The following is an 18,405-nucleotide window of genomic DNA, read 5'->3' as shown; positions in this document are numbered from 1 at the left end:
AGGCTCTGGTCCATGGAGGCGTGGACCCCGACCGCATCGTGAAGGAGGTCCCCTATCTTGGGGTGCTGCTGAAAAAGAACGAGGACATGGACGCCCTGCGGCGCAACTGGAGATAAGATATGTTCGAGGATTTTCTCTACCTTTTGCGGAGAAATGGCCTTAAAATCTCCCTGACGGAGTGGATGAGTCTGATGGAGGCCCTGGACAAGGGCCTGCACGGCTCCAGCTTCACCGGGTTCTACCACCTGTGCCGCTGCCTGCTGGTGAAAAGCGAGGCGGACTTTGATCTGTTTGACCGGTCCTTCCTGGAGTATTTTCAGGACGTGCCCTTCCAGCAGGAACTTCCTCAGGAGTTGATGAACTGGCTGGAGCACCCCAACGGTCCCATGGGAGAATACGACGAGCTCCAGGCGGAACTGAACCAGAGCCTGAGCCACACGGAGATCGAGGTCATGTTCCGGGAGCGGAAAAAGGAACAGCGGGAGGCCCACAACTGCGGGACCCACTGGGTGGGCACCCACGGCATGTCCGTCTTTGGAAACATGGGCATGAGCCCCGACGGCATCCGGGTAGGAGGCCCGTCGGAGCACCACCGGGCCTTCCGGGTGGCGGGGGAGCGGCGGTTCCGGGATTTCCGGAAAGATGCTGTGCTTGATACCCGGCAGTTCCAGGTGGCTCTGCGGAAGCTGCGGCAATTCTCCGGCCTGGTGGACCTGCCCCCCACGGAGTTTGATGTGGACAACACCATTCAGGACACGGCGGAGAACGCCGGCAACCTGAAGGTCCGGTATAAGAGACCCCGGGAGAACACGGTGAAGGTGCTGCTGCTCATGGACTCCGGAGGCTCCATGGAATACTACGGGACCCTGTGTACCTCCCTGTTTCATGCGGTGAGCAAGTCGGGGCATTTTAAGTCGCTGGACATCTACTACTTCCACAACTGTGTCTACACCCGGCTGTATAAGGACCCCATCATCGATCCCCACCAGGCCGTGCCCACTGAATGGGTATTGTCCAACCACTCCGGGGACTGGAAGATCATATTCGTGGGGGACGCCCAGATGGACCCCAGCGAGCTGGAGGGACGGATTTACGGTCAGGCGGCGGACAGGCCCCAAAGCGGCCTGGAGTGGCTGAAGCTGTTCCGGGAGCAGTACCGGAATATTATCTGGCTCAACCCCGGAGACCGTCCCGAGTGGGGCGAGGAGTGGAGCTACAGCTATGATACCATCGCGGACCTGTTCCCCATGTATCCGCTTACCGTGGAGGGCCTGGAGGATGGAATGAAGAAACTGCTCACCAGGTAGTTCCACGCGGGATACCATCTGCATTCGCGAACAGGACGCGGCATCTTTTGCTGCGTCCTGTTGACGTTTATACCCGGAATGGCTGGCTTGGCCGGGGCGTCTTCCAGCCCTCTTTCCCCGCGGTATGGAGGTGTCAAAAACGGGAAAAGGTTCCGTTTTGAAAGGGAGATGTAATCGCACAAAAATAGGATTTTGAAATTCGCTCATAGAGAATCTGAAGAAGAAAAAAGACATATTGCATGTAAACAATCAACAAAAATTGTGAAACTCGCACAAAAAACTTGCGATTTTTGCGAAGATTTGATAAAATAAATAAAAAGAAAAATGTTCTGCATTACAGAACGAGGTGAAAAAACAGTGGCAAACGGACAGGTTCCCAAGGTGAAATCGCTGGCAAAAGCGCTGCGCCTGCTGGAGTGTTTTACCATTCAGGAACCGGAGTGGGGTGTCACGGAATTGGCGGAAAAGCTGGATATGGCCAAGTCCAATGCCCACAGCATCATCTCCACCTTTGAGCAGATGGGATATATTATCCAGCTCCCCAACAAGAAATATACCCTGGGGCTCAAGCTGCTGGAATTTGCCTTTATCATCAACCAGAACCTGGGTTATCCCAAGGCGATTTATGACCTGGTCCTGAAAGCCGCCAATCTGACCGACCAGATCGTCTACTTCGGCGTGCCCTACGGAGACAAGGTCCTGTACTTATATGTGGCCCATCCGGTGGACCGGATGCACGAGATTCCCTACCGGGAGATCCTGGGGGAGAATGTCCCCCTGTGCAGCGCCGGAATCGGGAAGGCGATCCTGGCCGCCATGCCGGAGGAGGAATGGATGGACCGGATCCCGGAACACCCCATCAAATATACCCCCAATACCCTGACTGACCGGGAGGACATCATTGACGAGCTGCGCAACATCAAACGGCGGGGCTTTGCCATTGACAACATGGAGCACCACACCAACATCCGCTGCGTGGGAGTTCCGGTGTATAACGGGTCGGGGCAGTTGGTAGCCGGGATCAGCACCTCCGGCCCCTGCGACGTGATGACAGATGAGAAGCTGTTGGAGTGTGCGGGTATTCTGAAGAATATTGCCCTTCAAATGAAAGAGCGTATCTACCACTGAGCGCGGCGCGTATGAAAATTTGTTCCAATTGCCGAGGCAGACCTGCCGCGGCTGGAAATAGATACCCCAATCTGATCTGAGAATCAAGGAGGAAAAACGACAATGAAATCCTGGAAAAGAACTCTTGCCCTCGCCCTGAGCGCCGTTATGGTGGTTGGCCTGCTGGCCTCCTGCGGCGGCAATAAGACCGCCTCTAACTCCGGCGCTGCCGCCAGCACCGGCTCCGCTGCCAGCGCCGGTTCCGCCAGCGCCGGTGAGGATGTGGGCGATCCCATCACCCTGACCTTCTCTATCGCCGCCGTGCCCACCGATGCCCACGGCATGGCCCAGAAGACCTTCAAGGAGACCCTGGAGTCCATCTCCGGCGGCAACATCACTGTGGACTGCTACGACTCCGGTACCCTGTACGGCCAGGACACCGAGCACGACGCCCTGAAGAACGGCGACGTGGACATGATCTACTCTTCCGCCTCTTGGCTGACCGACGGCTCCCCCTGGGTCTCCATGTTCACCGCCGGCTATGTGTTCCAGAGCTATGAGCACATGACCAAGGTGCTGAACGGCGACATCGGCAAGCAGGTCTTCCAGAAGATCGCCGACGAGCAGGGCATCCTGCCCCTGGGCGCCTTCTACCTGGGCACCCGCGAGGTTTCCCTGTCCGAGGACAAGCAGATCAAGACCCCTGAGGACCTGAACGGCATCAACCTGCGTATGCCCAACTCCGACGCCTGGGTGTTCCTGGGCAAGGCCATGGGCGCCAACCCCACCGCCATCGGCTTCAATGACCTGTATCTGGCCCTGCAGACCGGCACCGTTGACGGCCAGGACAACCCCTTGCCCACCGTCAAGTCCGCCAAGTTCTATGAGGTCCAGAAGTCCATCTCCCTGACCAACCACCTGGTGGACTCTGTGTGGCCCACCATCAACCTGAACACCTGGAACAAGCTGACCGACACCCAGAAGGGCTGGGTCATGGAGGCCGTTGAGGCCGCCCGCAAGACCTGCGACGACCAGAACCTGAAGGTGGAGGCCGAGGTCCAGGACTTCCTGAAGGAGCAGGGCCTGAAGATCTATGAGGCTGATGTGCCCGCCTTCGCTGACCACGTCCTGGAGACCTACCTGAACGACCCCATCTCCGACAGCTGGGATAAGGACCTGCTGGCTGAGATCCAGGCTATGGCGTAATTGCTTACCTCCGCTGGGGACCGGGCATTCCCCGGTCCCCAGTCTGTTTGTGCTGAGAGGAGTTGAATTTGATGAAAAAGGTGGGCGGATTTATCCGCAACTGCGTGGAACAATACATCCCCGCCGCCGCATTTGTGATCCTGTTCGTGGTATTTGTATTCCAGGTATGCATGCGCTATGTCATGCGCGCTCCCCAGGCCTGGACCACCGAAGTGGAGCAGTCCTGCTTCCTGTGGCTGGTCATGCTGGGCGCTTGCTATGCCCAGCGGGTGAAGGGCCACGTTACGTTTACTCTGGTCTATGACAATCTGGGGATCAAGGGCAAGGCGATCACCGCCATGCTGGGCAATATTTTGATCACCTTTACCTTCCTGATCACCTTCCTGCCTTCCCTGAACTACATCTGGGGCCTGATGGAGCGCCAGCAGGTGACTACCCTGCTGAAGTGGCCCAAGACCGTGGTGTTTTTCCCCTATGTGGTCTTTTTGGTTATTATCCTTGCCTATGCCCTGATGGAGATCTATGAGGAGATCATGGTACTCAAGGGCGATAAAAAGTATACGGAAAAGATGCTGCAGGAGTCCAAGAGCGAGGCGGAGCTCGCCATTGAGGAGTCCCTGGCTCAGGAGCAGCTTGATCTCAGCCACATTGACTACGGTGAAGGGAGTGGGAAGTAAATGTTGGACAATCTGCCTCTGATCGTCTTCCTGATTTGCTTTGTTTTGATGTTCGTCCTGCGTATGCCCATCCCTACCGGTATGATCGCAGCCTGTACCATGTATTTCCTGGTGGACGGCCTTCTGAAGGGCAACAGCTTTATTGGCATGATCACAGGCCAGCAGGGCCAGCTGCATCTGGTGGCTCAAAAAACTATCGAAGCAATTTTTACAAATACGACGATTATCGCCGTGCCGCTGTTCGTTTTTGCCGCCAACGTCATGAACGCCGGCAAGATCACCGAATATGTGTTCGGCGTTTGTAAAGGCCTGGTGGGCCGGTTCCCCGGCGGTCTGGCTCACGTGAACGTACTGGCCTCCCTGGTGTTCTCCGGCATGACCGGCTCCGCTGTGGCCGACGCCTCCGGCCTGGGCAAGATGGAGATCGACGCCATGCGCGCCGAGGGCTTTGACGACGGTTTCTCCTGCGGCATTACCGCCGCCTCTGCCACCATCGGCCCCATCTTCCCCCCCTCCATTCCCGCTGTCATTTACGCCATGCTGACCGGAGCCTCCGTGGGCGCCCTGTTCATGGCCGGCATGATGCCCGGCGTGATCCTGGCCGTTGGCCTGTGTATCTATGTGGCCATCGTTTCCAAGAAGCGCAACTACCCCAGGTCCGCTCCTCCCAGACTGGGCGCCTATCTGCGGTATTGCTTTAAGGCCATCTGGGCCATGCTGACCCCCGTCATCCTGCTGGTGGGCATCTACACCGGCATTATGACCCCCACTGAGGCGGGCGCCATCGCCGGCGCCTACGCCCTGATCGTCTCCATCCTGGTGTACCGCATCCTGTCCTGGGACGGCCTGAAGCAGGTGCTGATCGATACCGTCAAGGGTACCGGTTCCGTCTCCGTCATGGTGGGCGCCGCCTCCGCCATCTCCTTTATTTTCGCCAAGGAGCAGATCGGCGTTCGCCTGGGCAACTGGATCATGTCCTTTACCGACAGCAAGGTGGTCTTCCTGCTGATGGTCAACGTCATCATCCTGGTGCTGGGCATGTTCGTGGATACCTCCGTCATTCAGCTGGTTATGATCCCCATTCTGTGGCCCGTGGCCCAGCAGTTCGGCGTCGACATTATCCACTTCGGTCTGATCATCATCTTCAACATGATGCTGGGCCTGTCCACCCCGCCCTTCGGCATGTGCCTGTTCATCACCTCCGGCATCTCCGGCACCCCCCTGAAGGATGTCATCAAAGAGATCTGGGGCCCCATCGTGGTTATGTTGGCAGTTTTGCTGATCATCACCTTCGTCCCCCAGTCTGTGCTGTTCCTGCCTAAGATGTTTGGCATGATCGCTTAAATCTGATTGATTATTATAAAAGTGAGGAGAGTTTACCATGGCATTTTCTATCGCTCCCGGCGTTTGGCCGGTCATGATCACCCCCTGGACCGATGACAACAAGCCTGATTTCAAGGCCATTGAGGGCCTGTGCAACTGGTACATCGAGAAGGGCTGCACCGGCATCTTCGCCGTCTGCCAGTCCAGCGAGATGGCTTACCTGACCGAGCAGGAGAAGCTGGACATCGCCAAGGCTGTTACCGAGGCGGTGGACGGCCGCATCCAGGTGGTGGCCTCCGGCCACACCGCCGACGACAAGGCCACCCAGTTCCGGGAGATCGAGAACATGATGAAGATCCCCGGCATCGGCGCTTACGTGCTGGTGTCCAACCGCCTGGACCAGAAGCACGAGGGCGAGGCCGTCTTCGAGGCCAACGCCCGCGAGATCTTCGAGAAGTTCCCCGAGATCGACTTCGGCATCTACGAGTGCCCCATGCCCTGGAAGCGCCTGGTCAGCCTGGACTTCCTGAAGTCTGTGGCTCCCGAGGGCCGCATGGTCTTCCTGAAGGACACCTGCTGCGATTACGAGCTGATCCGTGAGCGCCTGAAGGCCGTGGAGGGTACTCCCCTGAAGATCTTCAACGCCAACGCCCAGTCCTGGTTCGACAGCTATCAGCACGGCTCCGCCGGCTACAACGGCGTTATGGCCAACTTCCATCCCGACCTGTACAAGTGGTGCTTCGACCACAAGGACGACCAGCCTGAGAAGGCCCGTCTGGTGGCTGACTTCCTCACCGCCGCTGCCATGATCGAGATGCGCATCTATCCCTGCAACGCCAAGTATCACCAGAATCTGGTGGACGTGCCCATGAACGTCTTCGCCCGCAGCGCCGACTGCACCAAGTTGGACAAGAACGCCAAGGGCGAGGTGGAGAGCCTCATCAATCTGGAGAACTACGTCCGCAAGCAGCTGGGGATCATCTGAGAAAATACGCATCCCGCTTGATTTTCCTCTTGGATTGTAATACAATTTCTTCAACCAAGTGGATCAAGACGTGACAAGGAGGAATTCCCTATGCTGAAAAAACCCAAGATCCTGGTCGTGGGCAGCTTCATGATGGACCTGATTGCCTCCACCAAGCGGGCTCCCAATTCCGGCGAGACTGTCATCGGCCTGAAATTCCAGACCGCCCCCGGCGGAAAGGGCGCCAACCAGGCGGTCCAGTGCGCCCGTCTGGGCGCCCATGTCACCATGGTGGGCCAGGTGGGCGATGACGCCTTCGGCAAGATCATGACCGATACCGCCGCCGCCTCCGGCGTGGACGTGTCCCATGTCTCCGTGGACCCCAACGAGTCCTCCGGCGTGGGTCATATCACCCTGGAGGTCACGGAGCACGGCGCCCAGAACCGTATCACCGTCTGCCCCGGCGCCAACTTCACTCTGACCGTGGAGGACGTGGCCTGGCTGAAGGATGAGATCGGGAACTACGACCTGGTGATGATGCAGTTTGAGCTGCCCATGGAGGTCATCGAGGCTGTGGCCCAGTGGGCCCACGACGCCGGGGTCATCGTCATGATCAACCCCGCCCCCGCCGCCCCCATGTCCGACAAGCTGCTGTCCTGTGCCACCTATATCTCCCCCAACGAGCATGAGGCCGCCATTCTGGCCAACCACTCCATTGACGTGTCCAACGGCATCAACTTTGAGGACGTGGACATCGTCTCCAAGGCCTTCCAGGCCCGCGGCGTGGAGAACCTCATCATCACCATGGGCGAGAACGGATCCGTCGTGGCCGGCAAGAACGGTATCCACCACACCCATTGTGTGAAGATGCCCCATGTGGCTGATCCCACTGCCGCCGGCGACTCCTTTGTGGCCGCGTTCTGCACCGGCCTGACCGCCGGACTGCCCCAGGGCGAGGCGCTGGCCTTCGCCAGCCATACTGCCGCCATCACGGTCTCCCGGATGGGCGCCATGCCCAGCCTGCCCACCGTGGCGGAGGTACAGACCCTGCTGACCGAGCGTGGCTATCAGGGCTTTGATCCCCAGATCCTGGACGCGCTGAAGTAACTGATTTTCAGGCGGTCCCCTTCATGGGGACCGCCTAAATATGATTCAAGGAGGAAATACCCATGCTCAAGCCTGAAAGCAAACAGGCCGTGACCAATTTCCTGGCTTCGGTGGATACTGAGTTCAACGCCTTCCTGAAAGGCCTGACCCCCGAGGCCTATGAGCAGGCGGCTCAGATCATCCTGGAGTCCCAGGCCCAGGGCGGCCGCATCCATGTCACCGGTATCGGCAAATGCAGCCATGTATCCACCTATGTGGCTTCCCTGCTGTCTTCCACCGGCAACCCCGCCTACTACCTCCATGGGACCGAGGCCGTCCACGGCTCCTGCGGTCAGCTGGTGGCCGGAGACGTGGTCATCGCCATCTCCAACTCCGGCGAGACCGGAGAACTGAAGGCCACTGTTTTGGCTGTGAAGAACAACGGCTGCAAGGTCATCGGTGTGTCCGGCAATCCGGACAGCTGGCTGGCCAAGAATACCGACGCCTTCCTCTTTGCCGGCGTCAAGGCCGAGGGCGGTCCTCTGAACCGGGCCCCCCGGAACTCCGTGCTGGCGGAGATGCTCACCCTCCAGACCCTGTCCGTGGCCCTCCAGGCCGAGAAGGACTGGGACCCCATCCGCTATGTGCGCTGCCATCCCGGCGGAAAGCTGGGCCAGCTGCGGGAGGGGGAGAAGTAAATGCTGACTGGAAAATGTATCCATCCAGAGCTGATCCGGGTGCTCTCCCTGTGCGGCCACGGGGACAAGGTCCTGATTGCCGACGGAAACTACCCTCTGGCTTCTAAGAGTGGGGACGCGGAGAAGGTGTACCTGGGGGTTACCCCCGGCCTGCCCACCGTCACCGATGTGCTGTCCGCCCTTCAGAGCGTCATCAACATTGAAAAGGCGGAAGTCATGGACCCCGCCGACGGCACCACTCCCGAGATCTTCGGAGAGTTCCAGACCATGCTGGGCGGCATGGAGCTGCATAAGCTGGGGCGCTATGAGTTTTATGACGCCTGTTGCCAGGAGGGCGTGAAGCTGGCGATCTCCACCGGCGAGGGGCGGGTCTTTGCTAACCTGCTCATCACAGTGGGCGTGGCCTGAGCGGCGGACGCCGACAATTCCAAACAACAATCAAACGGCCGGCGGGTGTGTCCCGCCGGCCGTTTTGGTTCCTATTCAGATGACGTAATTGTTGCCGGGGTCATACCCCTGGGTCAGATCCGCAACGGTGATCTGGTCTAGATAGTCATTGATGACCCGGTCCAGTCCCTGCCACACGGAAAGCGTGCGGCACTCCGCCATGCGGGGACAGGATTCCGGCCCCTGCTCGATGCAGGCGACGGGGGCGAGGGATTCCTCGGTCAGACGGAGGATCTCGCCCACGGTGTATTGATCCGGCGTTTTGGTCAGCCGGTAGCCGCCTCCCTTGCCCCGGAGGCCGTTCAGCAGCTTGGCCTTTACCAACAGTTTAATGATGCTCTCCAGGTATTTCTCAGAGATCCCCTGGCGGTCCGCGATCAGCTTCAAGGGGATGAATCCCTCCGATTGATGCTCTGCCAAATCGATCATGACCCGCAGTGCGTAGCGGCCCTTTGTTGAGATCAGCATTTGCATCCCTCCATCCAATGATAACCCCATTATACTGCGTGCTGAACAAAGCCGCAAGCCTTGAAAGCCAAGGCTTTTAAGGTTCAGTGGCTTTGTTCAGGCGCAAGGGTTTTGGACTAAATTGTCCAAAAAATCTTGCACCTTCCACTGGAGCGCCGCGGCGCTCCAGTGGAAATACGCATTGTAACAATATCTGAATTCCATGAAAACGGCTCAAAGGAGCCGTTTTTATGGAATTGTGCGGCCACCGCTCCACGAATAAACCGCAAAGCGTTTCATTTAGTAAATACTATTATACAACGTGTTTGGTAGGGAATCAACAAAAATCGAATGGAAGCCGCAGGCGTTTTTCAACCGTTCCGGGGTGGGATGGTTGGCAGGAAAGGCTTGTGCCGGACATGGGCAATTCGTACTGTTGGCGGAAGGGGACCGTGCCGGACTTCACAAAAGTGATTGACTTTGTCTGCCCGGGTGCCATATAATCATATCAATGATTACGGTGGAAAAGTGGAATGACATGAATTATAAGAATATTAACGGCGTATCAAAGCTTCCCCTGAACGAGCAGGTTTACCGCACCCTTGTGGAGCTCATTACCAATGGCAGCATTGCACCGGGGACAGAACTGAAAGAACAGCACCTGGCAAAACAGATGAATGTGAGCGCCACTCCCGTCCGGGAGGCGATCAGGCGTTTGGCCAGCGAGGGCTTTGTGGAGACGGTCCCATACCGGGGTTCTGTGGTCCGGATGCTCAACCAGCAGGAGATCACGGAGGCCTACGCGTGCCGTGAGGCACTGGAACGGCTGGCCATCGTCGAGGCCATCGGCCATCTGCAGGATCAGGACATCAAGAACTTGAATGAATTGGTGGACTCCTATCAGTCCATGGACGACCCCACCGACATCTACGAGAGCAGCCAAAAGTTTGACGATTATATTTACGGCCTGTCGCACAACCAGACGCTGCACAATCTGCTGGGTATGCTGAAGGGGACCATCAGCCGGGACAAGAAGTACTCTGCCGCCAACGTGGAGCGGAGAGTGGAGATCTATAACGAGCACAAGGAGATCATAAGGGCAATGGAGGAACGGGATGTGGAAAAGGCCAAGGAAGCGGTCTCGAAGCATATCCGCAACGGCAGAAAATTTATCGAGAACAAGGGATAAGATGGAATCCCAGAGAATTCGGGGCGGCTGCACAAAAGCCGCTCCGAATTTTTGTCTAAAACAGATAAAATTGAAAAAGGACTTGACTTCAAGAAAATATTCTATAGAATATTAAATATAGAATATGGAAAGAGGCAGAAGGCAGGCCCATATTTTGAACATGTGAAAATTGTGATCATGGGAGGATGAGACATGGAGAACATTTATATGTCCAGGGGGGCAAGCAAGGTCGTCAACGTGTGTGCCAAGATCAAGCCCGGAGAGCAGGTCCTGATCGTGACTGAGTTATCCCGACTGAGCATCGCCCAGGCACTGGCCACGGAGGTGTACCGCGTGGGCGCCGAGCCCGCGATCTGCATCATGGAGCCCCGGAAGCAGGACAGCGAGGAACCCCCGAAGGAGATCGCGGCGGCCATGAAGGCCAGTGATGCCTTCCTCAGCGTGGTGGGCAAATCCATTACCCATACCCACGCGGTAAAGGACGCCATCGCCGCGGGCTCCCGCGGACTGGTACTCACCCATTTTACTGAGGAAATGATGATCCACGGCGGGATCGAAGGGGATTTTGAAGAGGCGAAGCGGGTCTGTACTGCCATGGCCGAGGGAATGGCGGGTGCGGAAAAGATCGTCCTCACATCGCCCGGCGGTACGCACCTGGAGTATTCCGCCAAGGGTCGCCGCGGCAATAAGCTCTACTGCATGGTGGAGCCGGGACAGTTTTCCACTCTGCCCACGGTGGAGGCCAATGTCTCCCCGCTGGAGGGAACGGCAAACGGCGTCATCGTAGCCGACGGCAGTATTCCCTATATCGGCATCGGCGTTTTGGAGGAGCCTGTTACCCTGAAGGTGGAAAACGGACGGATCGTGGACATCTCCGGCGGCTATCAGGCCAAGATGCTGGCGGACAACCTGGCGTCCAAGAATGATCCGAATGTCTACAACGTGGCGGAGCACGGCGTGGGCCTCAACCCCAGGTGCCATTTCTGCGGATTCATGCTGGAGGACGAGGGCGTGTTCGGAAGCTGCCATATTGGCATTGGGACCAGTATTACCCTCGGCGGAACGGTAAAAGCCTCCTGCCACTATGATGTGATCATGAAAAACGGCACCATCGTCGCGGATGGGAAGGTCCTGATGGAGAATGGAGTTCCCAAGGTTTAAACGGATCGGACGCCCAGGGAGAACATTTGGTACATTGCCCCAGGGAAAGCCAAGAGCGAACATATAACGAGAGGGGAAACTACAATGTTAGAAATCAGTCTGAACGTATACTACACCATAGCGCTGTCCATTCTGGTCCTCATGCTCGGCGATTTTATCAAAAGCCGCATGGCGGTACTGCGGAAATTCTGTATCCCGACCCCGGTTGTCGGCGGCGTGCTGTTCGCAATCCTGATCACTGTTTTGAATATGTCCGGCATCTGCAAGGTGTCTTTGGACAGCTCCTTCAATGAATTTTTCAGCCTGCTGTTCTATGCCGGCATCGGCTACACCGCAAGCTGGAAGCTGCTGAAGAAGGGCGGCCCCCAGGTCATCGTTTTCCTGATCCTCTCCAGCATCCTGGTGGTATTCCAGAATGGACTGGGTGTTGTGGTGTGCAAACTCATGGGCGTGAACCCCCTTGTGGGTCTGGCCTGCGGCTCGATCCCCATGGTGGGCGGCAACGGAACCGCGGCTGCCTGGGGTCCCATTCTGGAAAGCGCCGGCCTGGAAGCGGGAACGACCATCGCCACTGCCGCCGCGACCTTCGGCCTGGTGGGCGGCGCTCTGCTGGGTGGCCCCATCGGCCGTTACCTGATTGAGCATAACAATTTGAAGCCCAATCCGGAAGCCATGGATATGAAGTTCGGCAACGAGGAGAAGAAGGTTCCTGTGGATGAAAAGCGGATGACTGCGGCCGCGTATCAGGTGCTCCTGACCGTAGGTATCGGCACCCTGATCTCTTACCTCCTCAAGAAGACCGGGATCGAATTCCCCGCCTCCGTGGGCGTGATGACCGCCGCCGCCATCCTGAGAAATGTGGCGGACCACACGGAGAAGCTCGACCTCAAGCTGCCTGAGCTGTCTATGATTTCCAATATCTCCCTGCTGGTGTTCCTGGCGCTGTCCATGATGACCATGAAGCTGTGGAAGCTGATCGACCTGGCTCTGCCCATGATCGTCATCCTGGTGGCTCAGATGATCCTGATGACCCTGTTTGGCATCTTCATCACCTTCCGTGTCATGGGTAAGAATTTTGACGCGGCGGTCATGACAGTGGGACAGACCGGCTTCGGCCTGGGCGCCGTGCCGACGGCTATGGCGAATATGCAGGTCATCGACTCCAAGTACGGCTCCTCTCCCAGCGCATTCTTTATCGTCCCCCTGGTGGGCAGTCTGTTCATCAATCTGGTCAACTCCGCCATCATCACGGTCTTCCTGAACATTGTCTGATTCTGTGACCGCACTGGTGGGCAACCGCTGACCGCGGCATCAGGCTCTAGCTTGAGCATGCGGCCATATGCATACAGAATATCCCGGGGACCCTTGACGATTCAAGGAATCCCCGGGATGTTTTTCTGGGCATAAAAAGCCGCCGCGAACGATATGGAGTCCGCGACGACGTGGTACGCCCGAGCGGATTCGAACCGCTGGCCTTCCGCTTAGGAGAATGACCAACCCTTTATCATACAAGCCTCTGTATGTACGTGTATGTCTCTATTTTCCGAGGATCTTTCGCATTCAAAGTTCATCCTTGCTCGTCTGTGTACCTCTGTGTATTTGGCGTATCGTGCAGTTCTTTTAGCCTGTTTTTAGCGGTTTCTAAAAAAGAACAAAGGATGCTTTGACATCGCCCCCCAATATTAGCAGATTTTCGAGAAAAAATCTACCGGAGGGACCGGCCGGCAGAGCAGCGAAGGCTCTCCGGAACACCGACAGAACTCCTACGGAACACCGACAGGGAAACGACGGAACAACTACCGGGAAGAGACGGAGAACCGATAGGGCTCCGTGCATCCACCCATAACAAAACGTGTAAAAGCCTGCCGGAAATAGAAAAAGAGAGCACTGCTATCCGGGCTATTATCCCAAATCACAATACTCTCTATGTAAGTGCTCATCCATGAATGAGCTTATTGTAATGTCTGTGCCAGTGTCTTCAGAAGTGCTGCCATCTCCGGATTTGCGAGAATCTTCATCAGAAGCTCGGCATTTACACCGGCAGGTATGGTCGCTTCCGCTACCGATTCAGGCTCCTCTGTAGGCGCAGCCTCCGGTGCAACAACCTTGCCACTATAGAAGGCATTTTCGAAGAGCTCTGCATTGACCCTGCGGTCATCATCCAGGATGTGTGAATACTGGTCGGTGACCATGGTGGCCTGTGCATGACCGGAGTCTCCCTGAACGGCCTTAATATCGCCACCATTCAGCTTCAGCTTATAGGTAATGCTGGAGTGACGCAGGCTGTGGAAGACAACCTCGGGAAAATCATGCTTGTGGATCAGCTCCTTAAACATAGCCGTAATACGGGAATCCTCTGTAGGCATTCCCGTACCATTGGCCATGACAAGATCGTAATCCTGGTATTCATCTCCCAGCGCCAGCTTGGCAAAATCCTGACTCTTTTTCCAATCAACAAGCATCTCCGCAACTGTCTTCGGAAGGAATATCTTACGGGTACTGGTTGCGGTCTTGGGTTTCTTTAGAACCAGGACCGTGCGGTTATTTACCTTGCCCTCCGGAAATATACGGAGCACATCTTTTTTCTCCAGCGTGGCCATATGATTCTTGTCCACTCTCTGAAGCTCCTTGTTCACGTAAATATAGGCTTTTCCGGCTGCGATACTCTCCGGAGAGATATCTACGCAGTCCCAGGTCAGCCCAAGAAGCTCCCCCATTCGAAGGGAGCAGGCAAAAGCGAGGTTGATGGCGATTTTCAGCCGCTCATCCTCGCATACCTCAAGGGCCCGAAAGAGCGTTGGCGCATCCCAGATATCACGTTTCTTGGACTCTGCTTTCGGAACCGTTGCGTAGATCGCCGGGTTCTTCTCCATCAGTTCCCATTTTACGGCCTGATGAAAAGCGCTGCGCAGAATGTTATGTATCTTTTTTACAGTCGCCGGAGTCACATACTCGACCTTCTTGGACCCCTTTTTCTGGGTGATCTTATGGACCGCCGGTGTCTTGAGGAGAGACATGTAATACTTCTCAAGGACTCTGGCCGTGATCTCCGTCAGCTTCATGGAGCCGATGATCGGAAGGATATAGTTGTTGATCATGGAGATATTACTGCCATAGGTGGAAATGGCCCAGGTGGTTTTTCCGTAAAGGACAATATATTCGTCCAGGAGATCCTTCAGCGTCTTGCAGGTGGGAACCGCCAGGGTTCCGATCTCTGTCTTATACTCGATCTCAGCCTTACGGCGCTTGGCCTCGGCCAGGGTCTTGTAGGTTTCCCATTTCTGCTTTCTCTTGCCATCTTCAGCGTCATACAGATAGACAACGCTGAATTTGTTATTTCTTGATACGATCGAAGCCATGTTGGAGCCTCCTTCCTTAAGATTCGCAGTTTAATTTCTGCTGAAGCAGAAACCACTGCAGGTCGTCCCTGAGGACGTATTTTTTATTTCCGAATTGTCTTGCTTCCAGGTATCCATCCTTGATCAGGGCTCGAACCTCACGGTAAGACATATCCAGAAGAACTGCTGTCTCCTGAAGATCATAGGATGGTTTATCCACTGCAACTTTTAATCTTGGCATAACCGCCTCCTGTTTCAGTCGTTCGATGCGGAACTGCTCCTCGGCCGGAAGATCTTCGAAGGTGTGATACACATCCTGTCCGGTGTACCAGCGCCAGAAGCTGTCCTTGGTAATTCGCTTGCGGTCCGCAATCACTTCATATTCAAAGACTCCCTCATTCTTCGGAGAAGCGAGGATGTTGTAAACCTCCTTACGGGAGATCATCAGAAGCCGTGCCATCTCTGGCATGGTGATGGTTGCCTCCTCACGTTCGACATCCCGCTCCCGATCCTCGGGAGTACGGTATCGGGACTGGCTGTTATACCAGGCCTCAAATACATCTTTTCGTATCCGCTTCCAGGATCCGGCCGTGAAGGTCTCGATCCTGCAGCGTTTGACGATGTCATATGCGACAGAATCATCCACATCTAACAGCTCACCAAACTCTTTGATCGAGTACGAATAGGATTTTAATTCCTGTCCGGGCGGATCGCCGTTTACCTTATGCCATTTGATCTGATTCGCATACCACTTCTCGAAGCTTTCAATAACAACCCTCATTTTTCCTTCCACAAGGATCGTATCAAAGTAGCCCCTATGTACCAGCCAGTAAGACTCCGTCTTACAAAGCCCCAACATCCGCTGCATCTCGGGAACGGACATCGTCGTTTTTGCTTTTTCTTCCATGTTGCCCTCCTTAAAATGTTTTTATCCAGGTCTGATGACCTGGATAAAAAGTAGCGGATGATGCTTAAAATTGTTAGGATGTCAATCTGCCATCAACATCCTTGACAACCATTCAGCTTACCGTTTAGCCATTCATCAAAGCTTTCCTTGGAGATCCGGTAGATCCCGCCGATCTTAAACCAGCGGAATTCATTCTGCTCTAACAGCTTGTAGGCAGTGCCTCTGCCGATGTCCAGAATGATCTGAATATCTTCAACCCTATAGGTCTTCTTTTCCGGGACAGCTTCCTTAGAAGCTGCATCCATCTCAAATACTTCACATGCTTCCATGTTCATTTCCTCCTATGTAGATCCCCGAGACCTTTGCCTGCGGGGCATTTTCTTTGTTCGGCTCTTAAGGAGCCTCAACAGTTTCCGGAATATACATTCCCAGGCTGACCTTCAGGTAATCATCTACCTGAGCCAGCTGCTCTCTGGTGAGCTTTCCAAGGTAGCTCATCACCCTGCTTTTATCGATGGTCTTAATCTGCTCGAACTCTACCATGGAGGGAGCTGCCAGCGCCCTGTTGTGCTTGATCAGGAAATGCGTCGGCTGATTCAGCTTTTTTAACTGCGTGGTCATGGGCGCTACTATCAGGGTCGGGCAGTAGAAGTTGCCGTCATTGTTCTGCAGGACCAGCACCGGTCTGGTGCCGCCCTGCTCAGAACCGGTGAAGGGGTTCAGGTTGGCCATATAGATATCGCCTCGTCTGAAGTGCCATCCGGGCTGCAGCACATCTTTGTTCTGTCTCATGGGCACCTCCTTAAAACTTCAGGGGAAGAGAGTGGACCTTGCTGGACCCGTTGTAAATACGGAACACCTGATAAAGGTACTTCTGACTGGCAGGCATGTTCACACCCATGGCCTTGCCCTCACGGTAGATGGTCAAGGGATCCACCCGGCGAAGTCTCAAGACCAGCCTGTGAGGATCAAACTCTCCATAGTAAAGATCAACGAAACGGCAGATGCCCTGAACGGTTTCCCCTCTCAGGGACTCCATGTCACCGCCCCAGGCAGTAACCAGGATCTCCAGAGCTTCCTTATATCGCTCAGCCCCAAGCTTCTTGAACTGAGTGAAAGCAGTGCTGACACAGGCCAGCTTTTTCCTGCCGCGCTTTAGCTCATAATCAAGGGCCAGGCCGGTTGACTCCGTTGCCTTCATGAATGCAATGGCTTCCGGATCTCCGGCATAAACCAGAGCACGGATCTTAGCACCTGCAGAGAGAGGAGCAGAAGCACCGGTCTGGGTTGCGAAGAGCGTTGCTTCTTCGCTTTCGGTCATTCCGTAATACACCTTGCAGGTGATGGGAAGATCGTGACCTCTGTTCAGGATCTTTCTGGCGGCGATGGTATGCTGACCATCGAACACGTAATACTTGCCGTTGCGGCAGCTGACCTTCGGCTCATTGGCCACTCGCTCGTCGAACTCCTTCACGATTTTTCTGACACGCTCCGGGTTCAGTTCTCTCTGATAGGTTTCTCTCGGGATGATCAGCTGGGAGCTGTTAATGGTCATCTCACGATAAGTACGTTCCTGTAATTTCATTTCCAAAGTCCTCCTTGTTTAACTTCTCTGAAAAACTTCATGGCCTCGTCCGCCAGCTTCTTAACCTGCTGCTGGCCGGACCGACTCTTCAAGTGTTCAGGATATGTAGATTTACAATTGTTCCAGCGCCAGATGGCAGCGCTTAAGGCATCCTCCATCTCATAAAGCATGTCCTCCTCAGTGGTGGGAGCGAGTAAGATGGGCGTCGCCGTTTCATCAGGTTCGTCTTCAGCTTCTTCAAGGGGAGTGACGGGAGGAGATTCATCAGATTCTTCCTCATCCTCATCGGTTTTCTTTGTTTTCTCCGGTGGATGTAAAATCAGATCTACCATTTGAGGTCGTTCCTCCGGATCTGCTTTTGCTATAGAAGCAATAGCTTTATCAGTTGCCTTGACTCGACCGGAAAGGATCTCTTTGCGGGCACCGGGAACGGCTTCCTCTGCAGCATCAACACCTTGAGCAAATCGTTCTGCTCTGACAACAGAACTTCTGCTTACATTGTTCTCTTTTGCAATACGTTCACTTGTGCGTCGATTTTCAATGGTGTCATTTTGATACCATTGAAATGATCTGTTCTGGTTTCCTTCAGGTGCTCCAACAGATTGCTTCTCAGCCTCATACTGTTTTCCAATCAGATACTTGCGATCCTCTGGTGTAAGATTTCTTCGCCCCAACTGGTTCTTACAGATCCAGGCGATTGCAGCAAATCGGTCTGGGAATTCCTTCTCATAAATATCAAATGGGATCTGAATCTCAGGATGCTTCAACATGACCCGATACCGGTTATGACCGTCCACGATGATACCGTTCCAGGTAACGATCGGGTCCTTGATCCGGCCTTCTTCCAGGATCAGCTGCTCTAAGAGCTGGAATTCATCCTCCGAAAGCCTCGGTATCTTCTCCTCAAATTCAGGATCCACAATCAGGTTCTCAAGCATTGTGCATTCCTCCTTCGTATGTAAA

19 protein-coding genes are annotated in these 18,405 nt (G+C 55.2%); 12 read left to right on the top strand and 7 right to left on the bottom strand.

What is annotated here, in order from left to right:
• Positions 1 to 119: 119 nt before the first annotated feature.
• The 9 genes from I6E42_RS09585 to I6E42_RS09545 all read left to right on the top strand — a co-directional run bounded on the left by I6E42_RS09585 (position 120) and on the right by I6E42_RS09545 (position 8,776).
• Complete coding sequence (locus I6E42_RS09585) at positions 120 to 1,307, top strand: vWA domain-containing protein (protein ID WP_235371698.1); 1,188 nt, start codon at positions 120 to 122, stop codon at positions 1,305 to 1,307.
• Positions 1,308 to 1,664: 357 nt separating this feature from the next.
• Positions 1,665 to 2,435, top strand: coding sequence for an IclR family transcriptional regulator (locus I6E42_RS09580; RefSeq protein ID WP_235371697.1), 771 nt, complete (start codon positions 1,665 to 1,667; stop codon positions 2,433 to 2,435).
• Between the two features lie 102 nt (positions 2,436 to 2,537).
• Positions 2,538 to 3,620, top strand: a complete 1,083-nt coding sequence (locus tag I6E42_RS09575; RefSeq protein WP_235371696.1) for a sialic acid TRAP transporter substrate-binding protein SiaP — start codon at positions 2,538 to 2,540, stop codon at positions 3,618 to 3,620.
• Positions 3,621 to 3,691: 71 nt separating this feature from the next.
• Positions 3,692 to 4,297 carry a TRAP transporter small permease gene (locus tag I6E42_RS09570; protein WP_235371695.1) on the top strand — a complete coding sequence of 202 codons (606 nt, stop codon included), beginning with the start codon at positions 3,692 to 3,694 and terminating at the stop codon, positions 4,295 to 4,297.
• Positions 4,298 to 5,641, top strand: a complete 1,344-nt coding sequence (locus I6E42_RS09565) for a TRAP transporter large permease (RefSeq protein WP_235371694.1) — start codon at positions 4,298 to 4,300, stop codon at positions 5,639 to 5,641.
• A gap of 37 nt (positions 5,642 to 5,678) precedes the next feature.
• Positions 5,679 to 6,605, top strand: coding sequence for a dihydrodipicolinate synthase family protein (locus tag I6E42_RS09560; RefSeq protein WP_235371693.1), 927 nt, complete (start codon positions 5,679 to 5,681; stop codon positions 6,603 to 6,605).
• 90 nt (positions 6,606 to 6,695) lie between these two features.
• The gene (locus I6E42_RS09555) at positions 6,696 to 7,691 is read left to right on the top strand and encodes a ribokinase (protein ID WP_235371692.1); all 996 of its coding nucleotides are present in this window, start codon (positions 6,696 to 6,698) and stop codon (positions 7,689 to 7,691) included.
• Positions 7,692 to 7,753: 62 nt separating this feature from the next.
• Entirely contained in the window at positions 7,754 to 8,368 is a 615-nt protein-coding gene (locus I6E42_RS09550) for an SIS domain-containing protein (RefSeq protein ID WP_235371691.1), read from the top strand.
• Positions 8,369 to 8,776 (top strand): RbsD/FucU family protein, encoded by a 408-nt coding sequence (locus I6E42_RS09545; protein ID WP_235371690.1) that lies wholly within the window; start codon positions 8,369 to 8,371, stop codon positions 8,774 to 8,776.
• 75 nt (positions 8,777 to 8,851) lie between these two features.
• Here the strand turns inward: I6E42_RS09545 and I6E42_RS09540 are convergent, their stop codons facing one another.
• Positions 8,852 to 9,283: an RrF2 family transcriptional regulator gene (locus I6E42_RS09540; RefSeq protein ID WP_235371689.1), complete on the bottom strand. Its 432-nt coding sequence runs from the start codon at positions 9,281 to 9,283 to the stop codon at positions 8,852 to 8,854.
• A gap of 517 nt (positions 9,284 to 9,800) precedes the next feature.
• Between I6E42_RS09540 and I6E42_RS09535 the strand changes: the two genes are divergently transcribed.
• The 3 genes from I6E42_RS09535 (at position 9,801) to gltS (ending at position 12,884) form a co-directional block, all read left to right on the top strand.
• A complete protein-coding gene (locus tag I6E42_RS09535; RefSeq protein ID WP_235371688.1) occupies positions 9,801 to 10,451 on the top strand; it encodes a GntR family transcriptional regulator in 651 nt (216 codons plus the stop codon).
• A 192-nt stretch (positions 10,452 to 10,643) separates the two neighbouring features.
• Positions 10,644 to 11,612 (top strand): aminopeptidase, encoded by a 969-nt coding sequence (locus I6E42_RS09530; RefSeq protein WP_235371687.1) that lies wholly within the window; start codon positions 10,644 to 10,646, stop codon positions 11,610 to 11,612.
• Positions 11,613 to 11,696: 84 nt separating this feature from the next.
• Entirely contained in the window at positions 11,697 to 12,884 is a 1,188-nt protein-coding gene (gltS, locus tag I6E42_RS09525; RefSeq protein WP_235371686.1) for a sodium/glutamate symporter, read from the top strand.
• 680 nt (positions 12,885 to 13,564) lie between these two features.
• On the opposite strand, the gene I6E42_RS09520 is transcribed toward gltS, so the two are convergent.
• The 6 genes from I6E42_RS09520 to I6E42_RS09495 form a co-directional block, all read right to left on the bottom strand.
• Complete coding sequence (locus tag I6E42_RS09520) at positions 13,565 to 14,971, bottom strand: tyrosine-type recombinase/integrase (protein ID WP_235371685.1); 1,407 nt, start codon at positions 14,969 to 14,971, stop codon at positions 13,565 to 13,567.
• Between the two features lie 16 nt (positions 14,972 to 14,987).
• Positions 14,988 to 15,857, bottom strand: a complete 870-nt coding sequence (locus tag I6E42_RS09515) for a helix-turn-helix domain-containing protein (RefSeq protein WP_235371684.1) — start codon at positions 15,855 to 15,857, stop codon at positions 14,988 to 14,990.
• 92 nt (positions 15,858 to 15,949) lie between these two features.
• Complete coding sequence (locus I6E42_RS09510) at positions 15,950 to 16,186, bottom strand: helix-turn-helix domain-containing protein (protein WP_235371683.1); 237 nt, start codon at positions 16,184 to 16,186, stop codon at positions 15,950 to 15,952.
• A gap of 64 nt (positions 16,187 to 16,250) precedes the next feature.
• Positions 16,251 to 16,628, bottom strand: a complete 378-nt coding sequence (locus tag I6E42_RS09505) for a type II toxin-antitoxin system PemK/MazF family toxin (protein WP_235371701.1) — start codon at positions 16,626 to 16,628, stop codon at positions 16,251 to 16,253.
• Positions 16,629 to 16,659: 31 nt separating this feature from the next.
• Positions 16,660 to 17,442, bottom strand: coding sequence for a DUF6551 family protein (locus tag I6E42_RS09500; RefSeq protein ID WP_235371682.1), 783 nt, complete (start codon positions 17,440 to 17,442; stop codon positions 16,660 to 16,662).
• The gene (locus tag I6E42_RS09495) at positions 17,439 to 18,380 is read right to left on the bottom strand and encodes a ParB N-terminal domain-containing protein (protein WP_235371681.1); all 942 of its coding nucleotides are present in this window, start codon (positions 18,378 to 18,380) and stop codon (positions 17,439 to 17,441) included. Before I6E42_RS09495 ends, I6E42_RS09500 begins: the two co-directional genes overlap by 4 nt.
• Between the last annotated feature and the right edge of the window lie 25 nt (positions 18,381 to 18,405).

It is taken from the genome of Pseudoflavonifractor phocaeensis, from assembly GCF_021531815.1.
In the GTDB taxonomy this organism is placed as follows: Bacteria; Bacillota; Clostridia; order Oscillospirales; family Oscillospiraceae; genus Lawsonibacter; species Lawsonibacter phocaeensis_A.
This window is presented reverse-complemented; position numbering and strand designations above follow the sequence as displayed.